At 66.3% G+C, this 23,234-nt stretch carries 19 protein-coding genes; 7 read left to right on the top strand and 12 right to left on the bottom strand.

The annotated features are described in order from the left end of the window. Window positions 1-136: 136 nt before the first annotated feature. The 4 genes from RI032_RS16265 (at window position 137) to RI032_RS16280 (ending at window position 4,613) form a co-directional block, all read left to right on the top strand. The gene (locus RI032_RS16265) at window positions 137-2,380 is read left to right on the top strand and encodes a TonB-dependent receptor family protein (RefSeq protein ID WP_322547315.1); all 2,244 of its coding nucleotides are present in this window, start codon (window positions 137-139) and stop codon (window positions 2,378-2,380) included. Continuing rightward, the gene (locus RI032_RS16270) at window positions 2,380-3,972 is read left to right on the top strand and encodes an alkaline phosphatase D family protein (protein ID WP_322547316.1); all 1,593 of its coding nucleotides are present in this window, start codon (window positions 2,380-2,382) and stop codon (window positions 3,970-3,972) included. The genes RI032_RS16265 and RI032_RS16270 overlap by 1 nt, the downstream gene beginning before the upstream one ends. A gap of 174 nt (window positions 3,973-4,146) precedes the next feature. Continuing rightward, a complete protein-coding gene (locus RI032_RS16275; RefSeq protein WP_010486834.1) occupies window positions 4,147-4,359 on the top strand; it encodes a hypothetical protein in 213 nt (70 codons plus the stop codon). Further along, entirely contained in the window at window positions 4,356-4,613 is a 258-nt protein-coding gene (locus RI032_RS16280) for a hypothetical protein (protein ID WP_032952780.1), read from the top strand. The genes RI032_RS16275 and RI032_RS16280 overlap by 4 nt, the downstream gene beginning before the upstream one ends. A gap of 161 nt (window positions 4,614-4,774) precedes the next feature. On the opposite strand, the gene lpdA is transcribed toward RI032_RS16280, so the two are convergent. The 6 genes from lpdA to purB form a co-directional block, all read right to left on the bottom strand. Beyond that, the gene (gene lpdA, locus RI032_RS16285) at window positions 4,775-6,211 is read right to left on the bottom strand and encodes a dihydrolipoyl dehydrogenase (RefSeq protein ID WP_010486837.1); all 1,437 of its coding nucleotides are present in this window, start codon (window positions 6,209-6,211) and stop codon (window positions 4,775-4,777) included. 63 nt (window positions 6,212-6,274) lie between these two features. Then, the gene (sucB, locus tag RI032_RS16290) at window positions 6,275-7,477 is read right to left on the bottom strand and encodes a dihydrolipoyllysine-residue succinyltransferase (RefSeq protein WP_049409293.1); all 1,203 of its coding nucleotides are present in this window, start codon (window positions 7,475-7,477) and stop codon (window positions 6,275-6,277) included. 40 nt (window positions 7,478-7,517) lie between these two features. Then, window positions 7,518-10,349, bottom strand: a complete 2,832-nt coding sequence (locus RI032_RS16295) for a 2-oxoglutarate dehydrogenase E1 component (protein ID WP_043401613.1) — start codon at window positions 10,347-10,349, stop codon at window positions 7,518-7,520. Between the two features lie 186 nt (window positions 10,350-10,535). Further along, window positions 10,536-11,432 (bottom strand): GNAT family N-acetyltransferase, encoded by an 897-nt coding sequence (locus tag RI032_RS16300; RefSeq protein WP_057504171.1) that lies wholly within the window; start codon window positions 11,430-11,432, stop codon window positions 10,536-10,538. A 9-nt stretch (window positions 11,433-11,441) separates the two neighbouring features. Continuing rightward, the gene (locus RI032_RS16305; protein ID WP_197656608.1) at window positions 11,442-12,857 is read right to left on the bottom strand and encodes a ribosomal protein uL16 3-hydroxylase; all 1,416 of its coding nucleotides are present in this window, start codon (window positions 12,855-12,857) and stop codon (window positions 11,442-11,444) included. Between the two features lie 592 nt (window positions 12,858-13,449). Beyond that, complete coding sequence (gene purB, locus RI032_RS16310) at window positions 13,450-14,817, bottom strand: adenylosuccinate lyase (protein WP_134958817.1); 1,368 nt, start codon at window positions 14,815-14,817, stop codon at window positions 13,450-13,452. A 292-nt stretch (window positions 14,818-15,109) separates the two neighbouring features. Here purB and RI032_RS16315 point away from each other — a divergent pair, with 292 nt between their 5' ends. After that, the gene (locus tag RI032_RS16315; RefSeq protein WP_049412921.1) at window positions 15,110-16,534 is read left to right on the top strand and encodes a class II fumarate hydratase; all 1,425 of its coding nucleotides are present in this window, start codon (window positions 15,110-15,112) and stop codon (window positions 16,532-16,534) included. 79 nt (window positions 16,535-16,613) lie between these two features. Here RI032_RS16315 and RI032_RS16320 read toward each other — a convergent pair whose 3' ends face one another. The 6 genes from RI032_RS16320 to RI032_RS16345 all read right to left on the bottom strand — a co-directional run bounded on the left by RI032_RS16320 (window position 16,614) and on the right by RI032_RS16345 (window position 20,954). Next, on the bottom strand, window positions 16,614-17,039 hold the full coding sequence (locus tag RI032_RS16320; protein ID WP_010480403.1) for a hypothetical protein: 426 nt from the start codon (window positions 17,037-17,039) through the stop codon (window positions 16,614-16,616). Window positions 17,040-17,145: 106 nt separating this feature from the next. Continuing rightward, complete coding sequence (locus tag RI032_RS16325; protein ID WP_322547317.1) at window positions 17,146-17,751, bottom strand: YggN family protein; 606 nt, start codon at window positions 17,749-17,751, stop codon at window positions 17,146-17,148. Between the two features lie 30 nt (window positions 17,752-17,781). Continuing rightward, entirely contained in the window at window positions 17,782-18,669 is an 888-nt protein-coding gene (locus RI032_RS16330; protein WP_322547318.1) for a GIN domain-containing protein, read from the bottom strand. Between the two features lie 25 nt (window positions 18,670-18,694). Further along, window positions 18,695-19,723: an ABC-2 transporter permease gene (locus tag RI032_RS16335; protein WP_010480410.1), complete on the bottom strand. Its 1,029-nt coding sequence runs from the start codon at window positions 19,721-19,723 to the stop codon at window positions 18,695-18,697. Further along, window positions 19,720-20,595 (bottom strand): ABC transporter ATP-binding protein, encoded by an 876-nt coding sequence (locus tag RI032_RS16340; RefSeq protein WP_010480412.1) that lies wholly within the window; start codon window positions 20,593-20,595, stop codon window positions 19,720-19,722. The genes RI032_RS16335 and RI032_RS16340 overlap by 4 nt, the downstream gene beginning before the upstream one ends. Next, the gene (locus RI032_RS16345; RefSeq protein ID WP_006453095.1) at window positions 20,595-20,954 is read right to left on the bottom strand and encodes a GntR family transcriptional regulator; all 360 of its coding nucleotides are present in this window, start codon (window positions 20,952-20,954) and stop codon (window positions 20,595-20,597) included. The genes RI032_RS16340 and RI032_RS16345 overlap by 1 nt, the downstream gene beginning before the upstream one ends. Window positions 20,955-21,567: 613 nt before the next feature. Between RI032_RS16345 and RI032_RS16350 the strand changes: the two genes are divergently transcribed. Together RI032_RS16350 and RI032_RS16355 are read left to right on the top strand one after the other, a co-directional pair. After that, the gene (locus RI032_RS16350) at window positions 21,568-22,155 is read left to right on the top strand and encodes a glutathione peroxidase (RefSeq protein WP_010480418.1); all 588 of its coding nucleotides are present in this window, start codon (window positions 21,568-21,570) and stop codon (window positions 22,153-22,155) included. A 96-nt stretch (window positions 22,156-22,251) separates the two neighbouring features. Beyond that, window positions 22,252-23,229, top strand: a complete 978-nt coding sequence (locus RI032_RS16355) for an FKBP-type peptidyl-prolyl cis-trans isomerase N-terminal domain-containing protein (RefSeq protein ID WP_010480420.1) — start codon at window positions 22,252-22,254, stop codon at window positions 23,227-23,229. The last annotated feature ends 5 nt before the right edge of the window (window positions 23,230-23,234 follow it).

The raw sequence follows: 23,234 nt of genomic DNA on the forward strand, positions 1-23,234 counted from the left end.
CCGGCAAACCATTCGAAACACCAAACGTCCGTATGTGGCGTGTAAATGACATGTAACGCGACGCTTCTACGATTCCGCCGCTGCTGCCCTTCGACGCCGCCCTTCGGCGTCCAGCGTGCCCAAGGAATCCGCCCCCATGCCGTCCCACGCTCCGCTCCGCCGCAATCTGCTGGCCCTGCTGGTCTGTGCTTCGCTGCCGTCGCTGGCTGTCGCTGAAACCGCCCCCACGACCGACGCGCCGTCGGCCACCACCCTCGATTCGATCTCGGTGATCGGCCGCGGCGAAGCCCGCCAGGTGCAGCGTGTGACCGCCGAGGACATGAAGAGCCTGCCGCCGGGTGCCAACCCGCTGAAGCTGCTGGCCAGCAAGCCGGGCGTGCACTTCGAATCGGCTGATGCCACCGGCGCCTACGAATGGTCCACCAGCATCAGCCTGCGTGGTTTCAACCAGAACCGCCTGGGCTACACCCTTGATGGCATCCCGCTGGGCAACATGGCCTACGGCAACAGCAACGGCCTGCACATCAGCCGCGCGGTGATCAGCGAGAACCTGGGCGGCGCGGAGGTTTCCACCGGCATTGGCGCGCTGGGTACGCCGTCCACCAGCAACCTTGGCGGCGTGTTCCAGTTCTATTCGATCGACCCGTCCACCGAATACGGCGTGGTTCTGGCACAGGGCTTTGGCAGCGACAACGCGCGCCGTAGCTATGCGCGCCTGGAGACTGGTGAACATCAGGGCTTTGCGGCCTACCTGTCCGGCGCATACTCGGAAGGCGACAAGTGGAAGGGCAAGGGCTCGCAGGAGCTGAAGCAGTTCAACGGCAAGGCCACCTACAACTTCGGAACGGACAGCAGGATTACCGCGCTGTTCAACGCCTCGCGCCGCGTCGAGGCCGATTACCAGGACCTGTCGCTGGAGATGATCGATCGTCTCGGCTGGGACTGGGACAACTACGCGCCGGACTGGAACCGTGCCGTGGCCGCTGCACGCGGCAAGTTCAGCGGCGGCGTCAACAGCCCGTGGGATGCGTACTACTCCGGCCACGGCCTGCGCAATGACGACCTGTCCAGCATCGCCGGCGATTTCGGCCTGAACGAGTCGATGCGCCTGAAGGTCAACGTCTACAACCACAGCAACCGTGGCCAGGGCCACTGGTTCAGCCCGTCCAATCCGTCCAACCCGGGTACCAGCCGCGAGATCCCGATCTCGATCCGCACTACCGAGTATGCGATCGACCGCACCGGTGTGACCTCTGCGTTCACCTGGAACGTGGCGGGCCACGAGCTGGAAGCGGGCCTGTGGTACGAGGACAACGGCCACAGCGTGCAGCGCAACTTCTATTACATCGACGGCCCGATCACCGACGATTTCTTCCTGCGTAATCCGGACCAGCGCGTGTGGCACCAGCGCTACACCACCATCACCCGCCAGTTCTACGTGCAGGACCGTTTCCGCCTGTTCGATGACCGTCTGACCATCGACATCGGTGCGAAGTCGCCGCACACCCGCACCCGCGTGCGCACACCGCTGGGCAGCTATGCCAACAACAGCAGCCTGACCTCGAAGAAGGGCTTCCTGCCGCAGGCCGGCTTCAACTTCAAGCTCAACGAAGGCAACGAGATCTTCGGTTCGTTCGCCAAGAACATCGCGGCCTATGCACTGGGCGTGGGCAGTCCGTTCAACGTGCCGCAGGCCGCGTTCGATGCCAGCGCGAAGAGCCTGAAGCCGGAACAGTCGCGCACCCTCGAACTGGGCTGGCGCGGCTACGGCCAGGGCTATGAAGCCTCGGTGGCGGTGTATGACGTGAAGTTCGACAACCGCCTGCTGGCCATCGCGCAGTGCGTGGGCATCCTCGGTTGCCCGGCGCTGTTCTCCAACGTCGGTTCGGTGACCAGCCGCGGTGCCGAGGCGACCCTGCAGTTGAAGCCGATGCAAAACCTGACCTGGTCCAATGCGCTGTCGTGGAATGACAGTACCTACGACAACGACTACGTGAACAACGGCGTGGTGCCGACCCGCGGCAAGACGACCGTCGACACACCGGAGTGGATGTTCGCCAGCACCCTGGCCTGGACCCCGGGCCCGTGGGACCTGCGACTGGCCGCCAACCATGTCGGCAAGCGTTACGTGACCTATACCAACGATGTGTCGGTGCCGAGCTACTGGCTGGTCAATGCGTCGGTGGCCTATGACTTCGGCACGCTCGGCCCGGCACAGAACCTGACCGTGGCGCTGAACCTGACCAACCTGACCGACAAGCGCTACCTGTCTTCGATCAACACCAACGGCACCTACGCCGCCGACCCGACCCGCAGCCTGGCGACCATGCAGGTCGGCGCGCCGCGGCAGGTGATGGCCACCGCCACCGTGCGCTTCTGATGCGCGGGCCTGTGGATCCGGAGCGCCGTCGTCGCCTGCTGCGCATGGCGTGGCAGGGGACAGGGGCGGCGATCGCGCTGGCGGCGATGCCAGGGCTGGCCACGGCCGGCCCACGGCCGCGGCTGGGGCGTGATCCGTTCACCCTCGGAGTCGCCGCCGGTGATCCGGATCCGCAGGGGGCAGTGTTGTGGACGCGGCTGGCGCCGGACCCGCTCAACGGCGGCGGCATGCCGTCGCGGGCGGTGCCCGTGCGCTGGTTCGTGGCCGAAGACCCCGGCATGCGCCGGCTGGTGCAGCGGGGCGTTGCTGCGGCTGTGCCGGAGCTGGCCCATTCGGTACATGTGGAGGTCAACGGCCTGCGTCCCGGCCGCGATTACTACTATCGTTTCGCCTGCGACGGCGATGAGGAAAGCGTGGTCGGCCACTTCCGCACCGCGCCGCTGCTGGACACGCAGTTGCAGCAGTTGCGGTTGGCGCTGTGTACCTGCCAGGCGTGGCACAGCGGCTACTACCCGGTGCTGCGTGACATCGCGCAGAGTGATGTCGACCTGGTGCTGCATGCCGGCGACTACCTGTATGAATACAGCCCGCTGCAGAACGCGCGTGGCAGCACGCTGGATGCGGCGCGGTTCAGTGGCGAGACGGTGAGCCTGGAACGTTACCGTGACCAGTACGCGCTGTACAAACTCGATCCCGACCTGCAGGCCGCGCACGCCGCACACGCGTTCGCGGTGATCTGGGATGACCACGAAGTGCAGAACGATTACTCCGGCATCCACCCGGAGAAGCCCGGCGTCTCAATGGAGGATTTCATCATCCGCCGCGCGGCCGCGTATCGTGCGTTCTACGAGCACCTGCCGATGCGCAGCACGCCTGCGGGCAACGGTGGCCTGCGCGTGCATCGGCGCCTGCGTTACGGCGATCTTGCACAGCTGACGCTGCTCGACTGCCGCCAGTTCCGCCCGGCCAATCCCTGCGGTGTGGGCGAGTCACCGCGCTGCGAGGCGGCGCTGGATCCACGCATGAGCATGCTCGGCACGGGCCAGGAGGCGTGGTTCGCGCAGTCGATGGCCGTCGCGCGGGGCACGCGCTGGAACGTGGTGGTACAGCAGCTGCTGATGGCGCAGCTGCGGCTGGACGGTGGCACACCGCGCGAGCGCTTCTGGAACGACGCCTGGGATGGCTATCCCACCGCACGCAACCGCCTGCTGCAGGCCTTGCAGGCGGGCGGGCAGGGCAATGCCATTGTGCTGGGCGGTGACTGGCATTCCACCTTCGTCAACGACCTGAAACTGGATTTCGACGCGGCCAGTGCGCCGGTCGTGGCGACCGAATTCATCGCCCCGGCGATCAGCAGCGGCGGCGACGATACGCCGTATGGTCCGTATTACGGGCCATCGATACCGCAGAACCCGCATATCCGCTATTTCGATGGCGACCGCCGTGGCTGGTGGAAGCTGCAGCTGAACCGGCAGACCGTTGAGGCGGAGCTGCGCTTCGCCGACAGCGTGCTGCGTGCGGACGCCGCAGTGCGCACCGCGGCGCGCTTCCAGGTGACCCACGGCCGCCCGGGCGCAGTGCAGCTCCTGTAGAGCCGAGCCCACGCTCGGCTGCTTCTGGAAAGCCGAGCGCAGGCTCGGCTCTACAACAGCGCTGGACCGGTTTCATCGTCCCCAGCCCGGTTTCGTCGCAAACCGTTTGTGCGTGGCAAGGGCAGGGCGCCAAGGTGTCCGCAGGCGGCAAGGTGCCGCCACAAGGAGACCGTGATGAAGACCCTGTTCGCGCTCGGTGTGTGGTGCCTGCTGTTCGTGCTGTGCTGGCCGCTGGCGATCCTCGCCCTGATCGCCTGGCCGTTCGTCTGGCTGCTGAGCCTGCCGTTCCGACTGGTCGGCATCACCTTCTCGGCGCTGTTTGCGTTCCTGCGTGCGCTGTTCATGTTGCCGGCACGGTTGCTCGGCGGCCGGGCGGTGGCGGCATGAGGGCCGTGTTGCTGATGGGCCTGGTCCTGTTGTCAGGCCCGGTGCTGGCCACACCGCCCGCGCCGCCATCGGCGTGGCTGGAGCGCCAGCAGGCAGCCGGTGCCGACGAGGCGAATGCTGCGGGGGCGACGGCTTCGAAGGTGCCGGAGGCCAAGGCGCACTGCCGGGTCACGAAGGAATGGAAGGTTGGCGAGACGGTGGTGCAGCACAGGGTCTGTGACGATCCGCCGAAGAAGCCAGCTGAAAAGGTGTAGCGCCGAGCCCATGCTCGGCTGGGCCTTCTCGGACCGCCAAGTGCGCAGCCGAGCGTGGGCTCGGCGCTACATGAAGAAGGGCAACAAAAAACCCCGCCGAGGCGGGGTTTTTCGTTTGCAGGCGCGTGCCGACCAACGGTCGGCACCTACCTGGATGCAGATCAGTTCGCCTTGTGGATGGCGCGCTTGCTGACCGCCATCGCCGCGTCGTGGATCACTTCCGACAGCGACGGGTGGGCGTGGCAGATGCGGGCCAGGTCATCGGCCGAGCCGCTGAACTCCATGGTCAGCACGCCTTCGTGCACCAGCTCGGAGACGTTGGCGCCGACCAGGTGCATGCCGAGGATGCGATCGGTTTCGGCATGGGCCAGGATCTTGACGAAGCCTGCCGGCTCGATCATCGCCACGGCACGGCCGTTGGCGGCGAACGGGAAGCTGCCGGCCTTGTACGGAATGCCCTCGGCCTTCAACTGGGCCTCGGTCTTGCCGACCCACGCCAGTTCCGGCTCGGTGTAGATGACCCACGGGATGGTGTCGAAGTTGACGTGGCCCGGCAGGCCGGCGATCAGCTCAGCCACCGCGATGCCTTCCTCGAAGCCCTTGTGCGCCAGCATCGGGCCGCGCACGCAGTCGCCGACCGCCCACACGCCGTTGACGCCGGTGTGGCAGTGCGCGTCGACTTCAATTTGGCCGCGCTCGTTGATCTTGACGCCGGTGCCTTCAGCCAGCAGGCCCTTGGTGGCGGCGCGACGGCCGACGGCCACCAGCAGCTTGTCCACGGTCAGGGTCTTCTCGCCTTCGCTGTCGGTGTAGGTGACAACGACTTCCTTCTTCTTGCCCTTGCCGGTGATCTCGGTCTTGGAGACCTTGGCACCGAGGCGGATGTCCAGGCCCTGCTTCTTGAATTCCTTGGCAGCGGTCTTGGCCACTTCGGCGTCGGCCACGGCCAGGAACTCCGGCAGTGCTTCCAGGATGGTGACTTCGGCGCCCAGGCGCTTCCACACGCTGCCCAGTTCCAGGCCGATCACGCCGGCGCCGATCACCGCCAGGCGGTTCGGCACTTCGGTGAAGTCCAGGCCGCCGACGTTGTCGACGATGGTCTCGCCGTCGAACTTGGCGAACGGCAGTTCGATTGAATCCGAACCGGCCGCGATGATGACGTTGGTACCCTTCAGCTCGACGATGGAACCGTCATGCTGGGTGACCTTGACCACGTTGCCCGGCTGCAGCTCGCCGAAGCCGTAATAGGCGGCGACCTTGTTGGCCTTGAACAGCATGCCGATGCCGCCGGTGAACTGCTTGACGATCTTGTCCTTGCGGCCAATCATCGCCTCGACGTCGATCTTGGCATCCTTGAAGCTGATGCCGTGGTCGCCAAAGATGTGGCCCATGTTCCAGAACTGGCGCGAGGAATCCAGCAGCGCCTTGGACGGGATGCAGCCCACGCGCAGGCAGGTGCCGCCGAGGGCCGGCTTGCCGTCCTTGCCCAGCGCTGCGTCGATGCAGGCGGTCTTCAGGCCCAGCTGGGCCGCGCGGATGGCAGCGTGGTAACCGGCCGGGCCGGCACCGATGACGACGACGTCGAATTGTTCAGCCATTGAATTATTCCTTGATGCATTACCAGAACCCCTCCGCGCAGGCGCGGAGGGGCGGGAGGTGTCTTACAGGCCGAACAGCATGCGGCCCGGGTTTTCCAGCTGGTTCTTGATGTCCACCAGGAACTGCACCGAATCCTTGCCGTCGATGATGCGGTGGTCGTACGACAGCGCCAGGTACATCATCGGCGCGATCACGACCTGGCCGTTCTGGGCGATCGGACGCTCCTTGATGGCGTGCATGCCCAGGATGGCGCTCTGCGGCGGGTTGATGATCGGGGTCGACAGCAGCGAACCGAAGGTGCCGCCGTTGGTCACGGTGAAGGTGCCGCCCTGCAGTTCTTCCAGGCTCAGCTTGCCGTCACGGGCCTTCTTGGCGTAGTCGGCGATGGTCTTCTCGATGTCGGCGAACGACATGCGCTCGACGTTGCGCAGCACCGGCGTGACCAGGCCCTTCTCGGTCGACACGGCGATCGAGATGTCCGAGTAGCCGTGATAGATGATGTCGTCGCCGTCGATCGAGGCGTTGACCAGCGGGAAGCGCTGCAGGGCATTGGCCGCGGCCTTCACGAAGAAGCTCATGAAGCCCAGCTTGATGCCGTGTGCCTTGACGAACTCGTCCTGCAGTTCCTTGCGCGCCGCCGAGACCTTGGACAGGTCGACTTCGTTGAAGGTGGTCAGCATGGCGGTGGAGTTCTTCGACTCCATCAGGCGCTCGGCGATGCGCTTGCGGATGCGGGTCATCGGCACGCGTTCTTCCGGACGTGCGCCACCGGCCTTGCCGGCGCCGCCGTTGCGGGCGAAGTTGACGATGTCTTCCTTGGTCACCGCGCCGCGACGGCCGGTGCCGTCGACGTCGGCCGGGTTCACGCCTTCGGTGATGGCGGTGAAGCGGGCGCCCGGCGGCAGGGCGTCGGCGGCCGACTTGGCAGCCGGGGCCGGAGCGGCGGCTGCGGCCGGAGCAGCGGCGGCCGGGGCAGCGGCAGCCGCCGGAGCGGCTTCAGCAGCCGGAGCCGGGGCAGCAGCCACGGCGCCTTCTTCGATGATCGCCACGACCTGGCTGGAGGTCACGGTATCGCCTTCCTTGAACTTGATTTCCTTGAGCACGCCGTCGACCGGCGACGGCACTTCCAGGACGACCTTGTCGGTTTCCAGGTCAAGCAGGTTTTCGTCGCGCTTGACGGCGTCGCCCACCTTCTTGTGCCAGGTGGCGATGGTGCCGTCGGCGACGGATTCGGGCAGTACCGGGGCTTTGACTTCGGTGGCCATTGCGGGAGCTTCCTGGTTTGTCTTCTAAATAGGGGGAGGATTATTCAGCGAACGTGTCGTTGAACGGGTTGACCAGTGCGTCGGCGACCAGCTGCTGCTGTTCGCGGACGTGGTCAGCCATGTGACCGGCAGCCGGCGAAGCCGAACGTGCGCGACCGGCGTAGTGCAGGTTCTGGCCATCGGCCAGGCAGAACTGCAGGTGGTGGCGGATCTGGTACCACGCACCCTGGTTCTGCGGTTCTTCCTGCGTCCACACCACGTCGGTGGCCTTGCCGTACTTCTTCAGTTCGGCAGCCAGCAGTGCACGTGGGAACGGATACAGCTGCTCCACGCGGATGATCGCCACGTCGTCCTGGCCACGCTTGGTCTGGTCTTCCAGCAGGTCGTAGTAGACCTTGCCCGAGCACAGCACCACGCGCTTGACTTTCTTGGCGTCCGCGCTGGCGTCGCCGATCAGGTGCTGGAACTCGCCATTGGCCAGCTCGTCCAGGGTCGACACGGCCAGCTTGTGGCGCAGCAGTGACTTCGGCGACATCACCACCAGCGGCTTGCGGGTGGTCATGTGCAGCTGGCGACGCAGCATGTGGAAGGCCTGCGCCGGGGTCGACGGCACGACAACCAGCATGTTCTCCAGCGCGCACAGCTGCAGGAAGCGCTCCAGGCGCGCCGAGCTGTGTTCCGGGCCCTGCCCTTCATAGCCATGCGGCAGCAGCAGGGTCAGGCCGGAAATACGGCCCCACTTGGCTTCACCGGCGGCGATGAACTGGTCGATCACCACCTGGGCGCCGTTGGCGAAGTCGCCGAACTGACCTTCCCAGATGCACAGCGTGTTCGGATCGGTGGTGGAGAAGCCGTACTCGTAGGCCATCACCGCTTCTTCGCTCAGCAGCGAATCGATGACGGTGGCCTTCTCCGGCGAATCCACCAGCTGCCGCAGCGGCATGTAGTAGTTGTCGGTCTTCTGGTCGTGCAGGATCGCGTGGCGGTGCGTGAACGTACCGCGGCCCACGTCCTGGCCGACCAGGCGCAGTGCATGGCCTTCATCGAGCAGGGTGGCGTAGGCCAGGTTCTCGGCAAAGCCCCAGTCGCCCGGGATCTCGCCGGCGGCCATCTTGCGGCGGTCGTCGTAGACCTTGGCCACGCGCGAGTGCAGCTGCACGTCTTCGGGAATGGTGTTGATCAGCTTGGCCAGCTCGACCAGCTTGTTCTTCTCGACCTTGGTCGAGATCGGATCGGACAGCTTGCCTTCCAGCAGCTTCGGCCAATCGACGAACAGCGGGCTGGTCGGCGGGGTCTTCTCGACCTTGGCCAGCTCGGTGGTCACTTCACCGGCGTCCAGCTTCTCGCGGTAGGCATCGACCATCGCCTTGCCGGCGCCGGCGGCGATCACGCCCGCCTTTTCCAACTGCTCGGCGTACATCTCGCGGGTGGTGGCGTGCTTGCGGATCACCTGGTACATCAGCGGCTGGGTGATCGCCGGTTCGTCGGCCTCGTTGTGACCCCAACGGCGGTAGCACATCAGGTCGATGACCACGTCCTTGGCAAACTTCTGGCGGAACTCGAAGGCCAGCTGCGCGGCGAACACCACCGCTTCCGGATCATCGCCGTTCACGTGCAGCACCGGGGCGGCGATCATCTTCGCCACGTCGGTGGCGTAGCGCGTGGAACGCGTATCCAGCGGGTTGGAGGTGGTGAAGCCGACCTGGTTGTTGACCACGATGTGCACGGTGCCGCCGACGGCGAAGCCGCGGGCCTGCGACATCTGGAACAGCTCCATGACCACGCCCTGGCCGGAGAAGGCCGCGTCGCCGTGGATCAGGATCGGCATGACCTGCTTGCGGGCGGTGTCCTTGCGGCGCTCCTGGCGTGAACGCACGGAACCGGCCACGACCGGGTCGGCGATTTCCAGGTGCGACGGGTTGAACGCCAGCGCCAGGTGCACCGGGCCGCCTTCGGTGGCGACGTCGGCCGAGAAGCCCATGTGGTACTTCACGTCACCGGCCGAGGCGTGCTCGTCGTGCTCGAACTTGCCTTCGAACTCGTCGAACAGCTTGCGCGGGTTCTTGCCCAGGGTGTTGACCAGCACGTTCAGGCGGCCGCGGTGGGCCATGCCGATCACCACGTCCTTGACGCCATCCTTGCCGGCGCTGCGGATGATGGTGTCCATCATCGGGATCAGCGAGTCGCCGCCTTCCAGCGAGAAGCGCTTCTGGCCGACGTACTTGGTGTGCAGGTAGCGCTCCAGGCCTTCAGCCGCGGTCAGGCGCTCCAGGGTGCGGCGCTGGGTGTCAGCGTCCAGCTGGTAGTTGCCACCGGCCGCTTCCAGCTTCTTGTAGATCCACTGGCGCTGCTCGACCTCGGAGATGTGCATGAACTCCGCACCGATCGAGCCGGTGTAGGTCGCCTTCAGGCGTGCAAGCAGGTCGCGCAGCTTCATGCGCGGCTGGCCGCCGACGCCGCCGGTGCTGAACTCGCTGTTGAGGTCGGCATCGGACAGGCTGTGGAACGGGAGGCCCAGGTCCGGGGTGTTGACCGGTGCGGCCAGCCCCAGCGGATCAAGGCGCGCGTCCAAGTGACCACGCGAGCGGTAGGCGGTGATCAGGCGACCGACATTGCGCTCACGCTCGTCGCCCGCACCGCTGCCGGTGCCGGCTTTCAGCGCATCCTTGGCCGCGTCCGCGATGTGGGAGATGACAGCCGAGTGCGGGATGTCACCTGCTTCGCGGCCCTTGAAGCCGTCGAAGTAGGTTTTCCATTTGGGATCGACACTATCCGGGGAGACCAGGTACTGCTCGTACAGGTCCTCGACATAGGAGGCGTTGCCGCCGGCGAGTTGCGAAGATTGCGCAAACTGCTTCAGTTGATTGTCCACGATGGAGGGTGCTGATTCGCTTTGTGGGGTATGGCTTCAGAAGGACCCGGCACGAAGATGAATAGCCATGCACGGGCGCGTTCAAACAGCCAAATTGTACCCCCAACCGGACACGAAGGGGCACCACCAGAGGCATCGCGCGTCCCCCGGTGCCGCTTCCAGACAGGTTGGCGCGGTGGCCCGCGCTCAGATGCCGAGCGCGCGCAGTTCGCTGCAATCGCGCGAACGGTCCCAGACACGCTGCAATTGCTGCTCGAACGGCTGCGAACGTGCCGGCAGCGCGATGCCGGCCTCGCCGTCGAGGCGATGCCCGATCAGACGAAAGTAGAAGTCGCCCGCATCGTTGAGCAGGCAGGCCGAGGCCAACGCACGGTCGACCGGGTCGGTGACCTCGCGGAACTGGATCACGCTTGGCAGGCGCTGGGCCAACGCCAGCAGCGGTGCCCCGGCAGAGGCAACGGCAGCCGCATCGTGCACGATCACCCGCAGCTGCTTGTCGTGGCGGGCGGTGACGAAGCGGCGCAGGGCGGCCTGCACCGGCGGTGTGTCAAGCAGGCCGGGGTCCAGCTGGCGGCTGTGCAGCCACAGCTGGCGGCGGGCGCGGTGGATGATGGCGGTGGTGATCGCCACCGCCTCGGCGCGGCCGTCGATGGCGCTGGCCGCGCCCAGCCGGCGACGCATCTGCTGGTGGCCGATGCCGGCCTCCTCGAACACCTCGCCCTCGGGCAGGAAGCCCTGGCGGGCATAGAAGTCACGGGCGGGCAGCTGGGCGTGCAGGTGCAGTTCGGCCAGGCCGAGGCGGCGCCCGGCCTCGACCAGTGCCTCCAGCAGGGCCTCGCCGACCCCCTGGCTGCGATGGCTGGCCAGCACCGCCATGCGGCCGATGCGGCCGTCCGGGGCCAGTCGGCCGGTGCCGACCGGCTGGTTTTCACTGTCCAGCGCCAGCACATGGGCACTGACCGGGTCCAGCGCATCGCGTTCCAGTTCGGCGGCGATGCCCTGTTCCTGCACGAACACGCATTGGCGCACGTCGTGGATGGCGACGTGGGCGTCGGCGTGGCTGACCTGCTGGACCCGAACCATGGCGGCGACTCAGACGCGGCCGGCGTCGCTGTCGTCTTCCTCGTCGTCGTCGAAGTTGACGATGACCTCGATGCCGTCGTCGTGCACGGTCACGGAGTGGACATCGTCGGACACCGCATCGGCGTCTATCGCATCCACGCGGTCACGGCCTTCGACCACTTCGCCGAGCACCACGGCGTCTTCGCCGTCGTCCTCGTCTTCGGCGTCATACACCTCGTTCGGATCGATCAACTGGAACACGCCACCGACCAGCAGCTGCTGGACCACCGCGCGGCCTTTGTCGGACAGGCCGCGATAGGCGGTGGCGTCGAGCTGCTCGGCACCGGCCAGGCGCTGTGCGTCCTTCACCGGCAACGCGAAGTCCTGGCCGCTGACATACAGGCTGGCGCCACGCTTGGCCCGGCGCCAGGCCAGTCGCGCCCACGGGTGGCGCTGCAGCAGCAGGCCCGAGGCCAGCGCCTGGGCCACTTCCTCCGGTGCCGGTGCGGCCTGGTGGGCCATCACTTCGCCCGCTGCACGGTAGGTGGTGATGAAGCGGCCGAACCAGTCGCCCAGCTTGTCCGGGTCGTTCATGCGGATGGCATTGAGCGCGGTGATCACCCGCGCCATCGCCACTGTGTCGATTTCGTTCGGGTCGGCCGGCACCTTCAGGTCGGCATCCTGGTAGCGGATGTTCTCGTCGGCATCGGCGATCAGGGTGTCCAGATAGTCGCTGATCAGCTCGGCCGAGGACGGCGCACGCATGCCGAACGAGAAGGTCAGGCAGGGGTCTTCGGCCACGCCGTGGTGCGGCACGTTCGGCGGCAGATACAGCATGTCGCCTGGTGCCAGCACCCAGTCGTGGGTCGGCTTGAACACCTTCAGCAGCTTCAGTTCCACGTCCGGGCGGAAGCCCAGCGGCGGCTGCTTGCCCTTGATCGATTCGCTGGCATCGATCTGCCAGCGGCGGTGGCCGTGGGCCTGCAGCAGGAATACGTCGTACTGGTCGACGTGGGCGCCGACCGAGCCACCGGTAGCGGCGAAGCTGATCATCACGTCATCCATGCGCCAGCGCGGCAGGAAGCTGAAGTGCTCGATCAGGGCGCGCACGTCCGGGTCCCACTTGTCCACGTCCTGCACCAGCAGGGTCCAGTCGTGGTCGGGCAGGGCGGGGAACACGTCTTCCTGGAATGGGCCAGTGCGCACGCGCCAGCCGTCCTGGGCCTTGTCGTGCTCGATCAGGCGCGCCAGTACACCTTCCTCGCAGGCCAGCCCGGCCAGGTCTTCCGGCTGCACCGGGGTCTGGAAGTCCGGGAAGGCGTTACGGATCAGCAGCGGGCGCTTCTGCCAGAAATCGCGCAGGAAGGTGGCCGGCGCCATGCCCAGCGGCTGGCCGGGACGGGCGGTGACTTCGATGAGGGGGGCGGAGGACTTGCGGGCGGCCATGGGGGAATCCTTGCAGCGGAAAGCGGGAGGGGCGGCGCGGCGGGCCGCCAAGGTCTCCATTGTCCGACGTTCGTTGGGATTGCGCACGTGCGGTGGTTTGTCGCGGGGTGCCGGCCAACGGCGGAGCCCCTCGTGTCGGGTCTGGGTTGGTCGCTGAAAGCAAAAGCCGGGTTTGGCCGGGCGGGTGGGCTGCGCGGGGGACGCTGCAAGTACGTCCCTGTAAGCTTGGCCGCCGCATCCATGCGGCGGACACCCCCGCGCAGCCCACCCGCCCGGCCCCTGACAATTTCCTGCGCGGCCCGCCACGGAATGGAAGAGGAAAATCAAAGGCAAAAGCGGGTCGCGCGCTGCGCTTGCTCGTGTAGAGCCGAGCCCACGCTCGGCTTGCCGTTGCCATTGCGAAAGGCAGCCGAGCGTGGGCTCGGCTCTACAGCGATCCCAAGACAAAGAGGGACGCGGCGAAGCCGCGTCCCTCTCAAATTCCGTCCCGACCCGCCCAGCTAGCAGCAATCCAGAGCCGCTCTTGAGGTTTATGTTGCTGTTGCCGTTGCCTGCCGCAGGCAGCGCCCGCGGCCGCCGCCGCAGGAAAACCTTAGATCTTCTTCGCCAGCGATTCCGCCAGACCGGTGTAGCTGCCCGGGGTCATCTCCAGCAGGCGCTGCTTCGCATCCGTCGGCAGTTCCAGCCCCTGCACGAACGCACGCATCGACTCGGCGGTGATGCCCTGGCCACGGGTCAGCGCCTTCAGCTGCTCGTACGGATTCGGCAGGCCATGGCGGCGCATCACCGTCTGCACGGCTTCGGCCAGCACTTCCCAGGCCGCGTCCAGATCCGCGTCCAGGCGCTGCGGGTTCACTTCCAGCTTGCCCAGGCCCTTGGCCAGCGAATCCAGTGCCACCTGGCTGTGGCCGAACGCGGTGCCCAGTGCACGCAGCACGGTGGAATCGGTCAGGTCACGCTGCCAGCGGCTGATCGGCAGCTTCGCGCTGAAGTGCTCGAACAGCGCGTTGGCGATGCCGAAGTTGCCTTCCGCATTCTCGAAATCGATCGGGTTGACCTTGTGCGGCATCGTCGACGAGCCGACTTCGCCTTCCTTCAGGCGCTGCTTGAAGTAGCCCAGCGAAACGTAGCCCCAGATGTCACGGGCCAGGTCGATCAGGATGATGTTGGCGCGGCGTGCGGCATCGCCGATCTCGGCGATGTTGTCGTGCGGCTCGATCTGCGTGGTGTACGGGTTGAACACCAGGCCCAGGCCGGTCACGAAGCGCTCGGCGAAGGCCGGCCAGTCCACGTCCGGGTAGCTGGCCACGTGCGCGTTGTAGTTGCCTACTGCGCCGTTGATCTTGCCGGTCAGCTCGACGGCAGCGATCTGCCTGCGCTGGCGCTCCAGGCGCGCGACCACGTTGGCCAGTTCCTTGCCCAGGGTGGTCGGCGAGGCGGTCTGGCCGTGGGTGCGCGACAGCATCGGCTGGCCGGCCTGGGCGTGGGCCAGGCTGCGCAGGCTGTTGGCGATGCCGTCCAGGGTCGGCAGCAGCACCTCGCGGCGGGCCTGCTCCAGCATCAGGCCGTAGCTGAGATTGTTGATGTCTTCGCTGGTGCAGGCGAAATGCACGAATTCCAGCGCCGGTGCCAGCTCGGTGTCGTCCTTCAGCTGTTCCTTGATGAAGTACTCCACCGCCTTGACGTCATGGTTGGTGGTGCGCTCGATTTCCTTCACGCGCGCGGCCTGGGCCGGGCTGAAGCTGGCGGCCAGGGCGCGCAGGCGGGCGACGGCGGCGTCGGAGAACGGGGCCAGCTCGACGATGCCCGGCTCGGCGGCCAGGGCCAGCAGCCACTCCACTTCGACCGTGATGCGGGCCTTGATCAGGCCGTACTCGGAGAAGATCGGGCGCAGGGCATCGACCTTGCCGGCATAGCGGCCATCGAGCGGGGACAGGGCGAGCAGGGCGGAATCGGACATGTCGGCAGGGCTGGGACGAGCGGCGGGGGCCATATTCTACGACGTGCCGGGCAGGCGTGCCCTGTAGAGCCGAGCCCACGCGCGGCTGCTCCGGGTAATCCAGCGCCCACGGGCCAGCCGAGCGTAGGTTCGGTTCTACAACACGGCCCTGCGGATGAAACGATCTGGCCCGCGCTCGTCATCCCACGCTGCGGGCAAGGGAGTATCGTTGGCGCAGCCGCCAGCCCGGGAAGCGACACCCTGCCAGCCGCCGCTTCCCTTTCCCCAACTGAAGTAGTGCGGAGTTGATGCAATGAGCAAAGCTGCAAGCAAGGGTTTCAGAATCGAACACGACAGCATGGGCGAGCTGCAGGTGCCTGTGGACGCCCTGTGGGGCGCTCAGACCCAGCGTGCCGTGCAGAACTTCCCGGTGTCGGGCCAGCGCATGCCGCGCGGTTTCATCCGTGCCCTGGGCCTGGTCAAGGGCGCCGCCGCGGGCGTCAACGCCGAGCTGGGCCACCTGCCGAAGAATGTGGCCAAGGCCATCCAGACCGCCGCCGCCGAAGTGGCTGCCGGCGACTGGGACGCGCACTTCCCGATCGACGTCTACCAGACCGGTTCGGGTACATCCTCGAACATGAATGCCAACGAGGTCATCGCCACCCTGGCCAACCGTGCCGGCAAGGCCGGCAAGGCCGCTGTGCATCCCAATGACCACGTCAACCAGGGGCAGAGCTCCAACGACGTGATTCCAACCGCGCTGCGCGTGTCGGCGGTACTGGCGACGCATGAGCAGCTGCTGCCGGCGCTGGTGCACCTGCGCAAGACCCTGGACAAGAAGGGCCGCAGCCTGCGCAAGGTGGTCAAGACCGGCCGTACCCACCTGATGGATGCGATGCCGCTCACCTTCGAGCAGGAGTTCGGCGCATGGTCCGCACAGCTGGCCTCGGCGCAGGAGCGCATCGAAGACAGCCTGAAGCGCGTGCGTCGCCTGCCGCTGGGCGGCACCGCCATCGGCACCGGCATCAACGCCGACCCACGTTTTGGTGCACAAGTGGCCAAGGCGCTGAAGCAGCAGACCGGTGTCAAGTTCGACAGCGCCGAGAACAAGTTCGAAGGCCTGGCCGCGCAGGACGATGCAGTCGAGCTGTCCGGCCAGCTCAATGCGCTGGCCGTGGCGCTGATCAAGATCGCCAATGACCTTCGCTGGATGAACGCCGGTCCGTTGGCCGGGCTGGGCGAGATCGAACTGCCGGCACTGCAGCCGGGCAGCTCGATCATGCCGGGCAAGGTCAATCCGGTGATTCCGGAAGCGACCGTGATGGCCTGTGCGCAGGTCATCGGCCACCACACCGCGATCACCGTGGCTGGCCAGACCGGCAACTTCCAGCTCAACGTCACGCTGCCGCTGATCGCGGTGAACCTGCTCGATGGCATCGGCCTGCTCGCCAACGTGTCGACCCTGTTGGCGGACAGCGCGATCGCCGGGCTGAAGGTGCGTGAGGATCGCGTGGCCGAGGCGCTGGCGCGTAATCCGATCCTGGTCACCGCACTGAATCCGATCATCGGCTACGAGAAGGCTGCGGCGATTGCCAAGCGTGCCTACAAGGAACAGCGCCCGGTGCTGGACGTGGCACTGGAGGACAGCGGGTTGGCCGAAGCCGAGCTGCGTCGTCTGCTGGACCCGGCCGCGCTGACGGCCGGTGGCATCCAGGCCGGTGGCGGTGGCGGCGGTTGATCCGGATTCTGTAATCTGTAGAGCCGAGCCCATGCCCGGCTCTACAAAAGGAAACGCCGCCCTCGGGCGGCGTTTTTCTTCAGCGACGGTCGGCGACGATGTTGCCGAAGGTGTCGGTGTAATCCTTGAACTCGGGGATGCGCTGGATCAGGTCCGTCGGAATCACTTCCATGCCCTCGGGCGGCTGGATCTTCACCGGCTGCATGTTGGGATCGGCCGGTGCGGCCACCAGGGTGTTCTGGCGCAGCACCTGCAGCTTGCCGAACATGGTCTGCAGCATCTGCTTCTGTCCGTCGTCCAGCGGAATCTGGATCTCGTCCATCTTCATCGTGCCATCGGCGAGGATGATGATGTTCGGTGCTGGCGGGCGACGCACGGTGACCATGCCTTCGCTGACGGAAATCTTGGGCTTGCCGCGCTCGGCACGGTGGTTGCGGTATTCCTGGTCACAGCCGACTAGGCCGAGGCAGAGCAGGGCGGTCAGCAGCAGAAACAGCTTCTTCATGACATTCGGTTCGGGGGCGTCCGGGGCCGCCATTGTAAGCCGGACGGCGCACTACGGCCGGCAGCCGGACGCCGCTGCCGGCCGGGTGCGCTGATCTGTCACAGGCCTAGCGCTGGACCACGGTGTCCTTGCCGCAGTCGTCCACGTCGCCCTGGTCCATGGTCGCGTAGGGCTTGAACGCCGGCAGTTCGCGTGCGAGCGCCTGCTGGCTGGCCAGCATCGCCGGAAGGCGGTCGCAGATGCGCTTGGCCCGGGCTTCGATCTTCTCGGCTTCGGCATTGATGCGCTTTTCGACACCTTCGCTGTCGCCGCTGAAAATGCCCTTCAGCGCTTCGCCGGCCGCGCTGGCACCCAGTTTGGCGCCTGCCAGACCGACATCCATGCCGTCCATCGCGATGGCGACCACGTGGCCGCGGTAGTCCTGCAGATGGCGGCGCTGGATATCGTTGGCAGCGATCTCCTTGCCCGCGATCAGCAGGCGGCCATCCGGGGTGATCTCCGCACGCGGCTGCTTGTCCGCCGAGATCTTGATGTTGCCCTGGGCGATATCCTTGCGGGCATCGTCCATGGCGTTTCTGACGGTCTCGCCAACGCCACCTGTGGCTTCGGCGACGCTTTTGCCGACGGTCTTGTCGGGCGCGGACGACGTGCCGCCGCAGGCGATCAGCGGCAGGGACAGCAGCACAGCGGGCAACAGGCGCAACAGGTTCATGGTGTTCCCCTGATAGTGTCTGGAAGAGGGTTACTTGCTGCGCGGCAGAGTGACCCGCCCGCTGACGTTGCGATGATCGACGTCACCGCTGCCGCTGTGATCGACGGTCAGGGTGCCGCGCACGCCGTCGACGTGGATGTCGCCCGAGCCGTGGCTGCGGACGTGCACATTGCCGCCGATGTCGGCCAGGTCGACGCCGCCGGAGCCGACCACGCCCACTTCAACGTTGCCCTGCACGCGCTTGAACTCGATGTCACCCGAGCCCACCGTGTCCAGCCGCGCGTTGCCACGTACATCGGTGATCTTCAGGTCACCGGAGCCGACGGTACCGGTGCTGGCGTCGCCGCTGATGTTGCTTACGGTGACGTCGCCGGAACCCAGCGACAGCAGATTCAAGGAACTGCCGCCATCGATGTTGAGGTCGCCGGAACCCACTGCAGCGTGGATGCTGCCGTGGGTGCCGCGGGCCACCGCGTCACCTGAGCCGACGTCCACGCTGAGGGACTGTGCGTTTTCCACGCTGGCATCGCCCGAGCCGACCTTGAACTGCAGCGGCAGGTTGTCCGGCACGCTGCCGCGGATATCCAGCCAGGCGTAGCTGTTGCCCAGACTGATGCCACTTTGGCGGCCGTCGCGGCGCAGGCTCACCACCAGCTTGTCGCCCACCTTGCGCTGGTCCAGTACCAGCTGGTCCAGCCATTCCTGGCTGGACGCGCAGGCGCGGCCGTCCAGCTGGCCGCCGCCAGCGCTGGCGACCACCTTCAGGTCATGCTGGTTGACCTCGAACACCACCGTCTTGGCACCGGCCACGTCCAGCTTCAGCGCGCGGGCAGCAGTGAACTTGCAGTTCGGAGCATCGGCGGCCAGCGCCGACAACGGCAACAGCAACAACGCAGAACAGGCGAGCAGGGAACGCATGGGTAATGCCTCCGGATGGATGGGATCAGATCTCGCCGGCGCGCTTGCGCAGGCGGATGGCAAGGAAGATGAACACTGCACCGACGACGGCGCCGATCCACAGTTCCGGCATCGCCAGCGACTTCAGCTGCGAGGCGGGGGACATCAGACTGACGACCGACTCGAGATCGCGGCGCGAGCCCTCATCGGCGCTTAGGCGGTACACCAGGTCGGTGCCCGGCACGGCGCCCAGCAGCAGGCGCCCGACGATGTTCTGCCAGAACCAGCCCGTGGTCAGGCCGATCAGCGGCATCACCTTGGTGGTGCTGATGATGACGCCGGCAAACAGCGGCAGCATCACCGCCCACAGGAACGGCTTGCTCCTGGCCCATGCCGAGCACAGCAGCAGCCAGCCGGCGGTGGGCAGGGCCCACAGGGCATAGACCGGAATCCAGGCCAGGTGCCCAGCGGCAAGGGTCAGCGGGCTGGCCGGGCCCCAGATCAGGGTCATCGGGCTGCCACCGTGCAGCAGCGCGACGGCACTGATGATCAGCATGAAACCGAACATGGTGAGGATGCCAGCGATCACCGCGATCAACGGTGCCACGATCAGTGCGCTGATCACCTTGGACAGCACGGTCTGCGTGTCCGACAGCGGCAACGACTTCCAGAACAGGATGCTGCGGTCGCGGCGATCGTCGTACAGGGCGCCCAGGCAGTAGAAGAACACCACGAAGGCCAGCACCAGGAACGGCCAGGCCGAGCTGAGCACCAGGGTCAGGTCGAGGCCGTTGCCGAGGTCGGCCAGGTCCTTGGTGCTGATGTCGCGGGTCAGCAGGGCCAGGTCCAGGCCGTTGATGTTCACGTCTTCGCCATCGATGTGCAGGCCGCCATCACGCGCGGCCCGATGCAGAGCGAACAGGCCAAAGGCGATGCCGATGGTGCTCATCACCAGCGAGATCAGGCCGGCGATCAGCGGTGCATACAGGAAACCGCCACGGTTCTCCCAGTACTCGCGCTTGAGCAGCCAGCGCAGGGTGCCCATCGGGCTGACGGGGTGGTTGACGGCATTCATGCGTAGGTCCCCTTCATGATGGCGACGAACAGATCGGCCAGGCCCGGGCTGCGGGTCTCGCCAAGGGTGGAGAGCTGGGTGCGCGGCACGCCATCGAACAGCATCACGGTCTTGCCGAACGCCAGGCTGCGCTCGTCGATCGGCTTCAGGGCGCGGGCGGTGTCCAGCTGGTCGGCATTGACCAGCAGCTCGGTGTAGCGCCGGCCGACGTCGTCCATTTCCGCGTCGAGCACGATGCGGCCGTCGCGGATGAACATCACGTCGCTGAGGATGTGCTCGATCTCCTCCACCTGGTGGGTGGTGACGATGATGGTCTTCTGTTCGTCGAAGTAGTCTTCCAGCAGGCGCTGGTAGAACTCCTTGCGGTACAGGATGTCCAGGCCCAGGGTCGGTTCGTCCAGCACCAGGATGCGGGCATCGATGGCCATCACCAGCGCCAGGTGCAGCTGCACGATCATGCCCTTGGACAGCTCGCGCACGCGCTGCTTCGGCTGCAGCTTGGTATTGGCCAGGAAGCGCTCGCAACGGGCGCGGTCGAAGCGCGGGTGCACGCCGGCGACGAAGTCGATCGCCTCGCGGACCTTCAGCCAGCGCGGCAGTACGGCGACGTCGGCGATGAAGCAGATGTCGTTCATCAGTTCGTCGCGGTGCAGTCGCGGATCGCGGCCGAGCACGCTCAGTTCACCCTCCACCGAGGTCAGGCCCAGAAGGGCCTTCAGCGCGGTGGTCTTGCCGGCGCCATTGGGCCCGATCAGGCCGACGATACGCCCGCTTGGAATGCTGAAACTGGCATTGTCGAGGGCGACCGTGGTCTTGTAGGCCTTGCGCAGGCCTCGGGCGGTGATGACCGACTCACTTGCAGTGCTATTCATCAGACTTTCCCCTGGGGCAGCAATTCGTCGAGGCTCAGGCCCAGGCGCTGGATGCGCTCCAGAACCGCGGGCCATTCTTCGTTGAGGAAACGGTCGCGCTCGCTGCTGCGCAGCTGCGTGGCCGCCTGCTCGGTCATGAACATGCCCAGGCCGCGGCGCTTCTCGACCAGGCCTTCGTCGGCCAGTTCCTGGTAAGCGCGCGAAACGGTGATGGGATTGAGTTGATAGTCGGCGGCCACCTGGCGCACCGAAGGCAGGGCATCGCCCGGCTTGAGGATTCCGTCGAGCATCATGGCGATCACGCGCTCCTTCAACTGACGATAGATGGGAGCGCCGTCGCTCCACTGGATGTCGCTCATATTCAGCTCCGTGGGGTCAGCGGCTGGGCGAACGAGAAGTACGGCATGGACAGCGCGCTGTGCAGCCGACGCGGGGGAGGGGGGGAGGAGGGGGCGTTCCCTGCCGGGGAGAGCGTCGCGTCCTGCGCGCTTTCAGCAGCGGCAGAAGCAGGGGCGGTGGGCGTGGCCCACCAGGCCAGCACGAGCAGGGTCGAAACAGCGACGGCCGCGGGCGCGGTGAGGTTGCGACGGATCCGGACGTTCATGGCTTCCCCCTGTCTCAGGTGACTGGTGTTGTATGCAACTATAACACCGGCACGCCTACGTGCAACCCCTTGCCGCCCCCAACTGATGGCAGGGGTGGTCAGATTGCTGAAATATCCCTTTATTTGATTGATTTAAAAGGGGAACTAGCACTGCCGCAGGGGTCTTCCCGGGGCCGCCTTCCATTCAGTGATGTCCATGCTATGTCATCGCTGCGCCATCGATGGCGCCCGGGCAGCGCATCCGCCACGCAGCGCAAAGCCCGTGTGGGCCTGTGCCATCAGGGGTGCCGGAGCCCGGTGCTATAGTTCGGCCGATTCCCGGCCAGCGCTGGCCGGGCCTTGTGAATGGCTACCGCGGACCGCCTCTGATGCCCCTGCCGACCGTTTCCCCGTGCCGCCTGCGCGGCCTGTCCCTGCTGGCCCTGATGGTGGCCGGTGTCGCCGGTTCCGCCAGTGCGCTGGCGGCCGACCTGCTCGATCTGGAATACCGGCCGTTGGCCAGCAAGCAGCAGGTGAATCTGCAGCAGCGCTATCACGGGCAGGTGCTGCTGGTGGTCAACACCGCCAGCAAGTGTGGCTACACGCCGCAGTACGAAGGGCTGGAGGCGCTGCAGAAGCGCTATGCCGGCCGCGGTTTCGCGGTGCTGGGCTTCCCTTCCAATGACTTCAAGGGCCAGGAACCGGGTGACGAGAAGCAGATCCAGGACTTCTGCACCCTGACCTATGGCGTCAAGTTCCCGATGTTCGAGAAGGTGCATGTGGTCGGTACCCAGGCCACGCCGCTGTACCAGCGCTTGACCGCAGCGACCGGCGTTGCGCCGGCCTGGAACTTCCACAAATACCTCGTGGGCCGCGATGGCAAGGTCATTGCCCAGTTCGCCAGCAAGGTGACGCCGGACGATCCGCAGCTGACCGCGGCCATCGACAAGGCGCTGGCGGCAGCCGCCACGCATTGATATCCGGCACGCATGCCTCGACATCGACGGCATGCGTGCGACAATGCTTCTTTTCGCGCCGACGTCGGCGCCCAGACACTTCCAGGAATGCAGCGAATGAAGATGGGAATGCGCGGCGCCGCGGCGTCGGTTCTGATTCTGGCGATGGGCACTTCGGGTGTCGCTCTGTCGCAACAACCGGCTGCCCCCGCAGCCGCCAAGGAGACCGCAACCTTGAATTCCCCCAAGCAGAAGCTCGGCTATGCCATCGGCCTGGACGTGGCCAAGTCGTTCACCCCGATCGCCGAAGAGATCGATGTGGCCGCCCTGCGCACCGCCGTTGAGCGCTCGTTCGAGGGCCTGCAGCCGCAGATCACCCAGGAACAGGCCAAGGCCACCGATGCCGCCCTGCGCCAGGTCGTGATGGCCCGCAGTGGCCAGCAGGTGCCGGGCGTGGCACCGGGTTCGCAGCCGCCGAAGGTCGACCGCGTCAAGGTGTCGCAGATGATCGGCTCCTACTCGGTGGGCCCGTCGCTGGCGCAGCTGAAGGACGATATCGATGTCGCCTCGCTGTTTGACGCGATCAGCACCGGCCTGACCAAGGGCCAGCCGAAGATGACGGAAGCTGACGCGACCGCCACCATCCAGGCCTTCATGGGTGCCAAGCAGGCTGAAATGCAGGCCAAGGCCGCCCAGGCTGCGCAGACCAACCGCACGGAAGGCAACGCATTCCTGGCCAAGAACAAGACCCAGCCGGGCGTGGTGACCACCTCGTCGGGCCTGCAGTACCAGGTGATCCGCCCGGGTAGCGGCGAGCGCCCTCTGCCGAGCAGCAAGGTGCGCGTGAACTACGAAGGCAAGCTGCTCAACGGCACCGTGTTCGACAGTTCCTACGGCCGCCAGCCGGCCGAGTTCGGCCTGGACCAGGTGATCAAGGGCTGGACCGAAGGCGTCGCGCTGATGCCGGTCGGTTCGAAGTACCGCTTCTGGATCCCGGGCGAACTGGCCTACGGCGAGAACGGCACCCCCGGCGGCCCGATCGGCCCGAACGCGACGCTGACGTTCGACGTCGAGCTGCTGGGCGTTCTGCCGTAAGTCAT

The sequence above is a fragment of the Stenotrophomonas geniculata genome (assembly GCF_034508895.1).
Classification (GTDB): Bacteria; Pseudomonadota; Gammaproteobacteria; order Xanthomonadales; family Xanthomonadaceae; genus Stenotrophomonas; species Stenotrophomonas geniculata.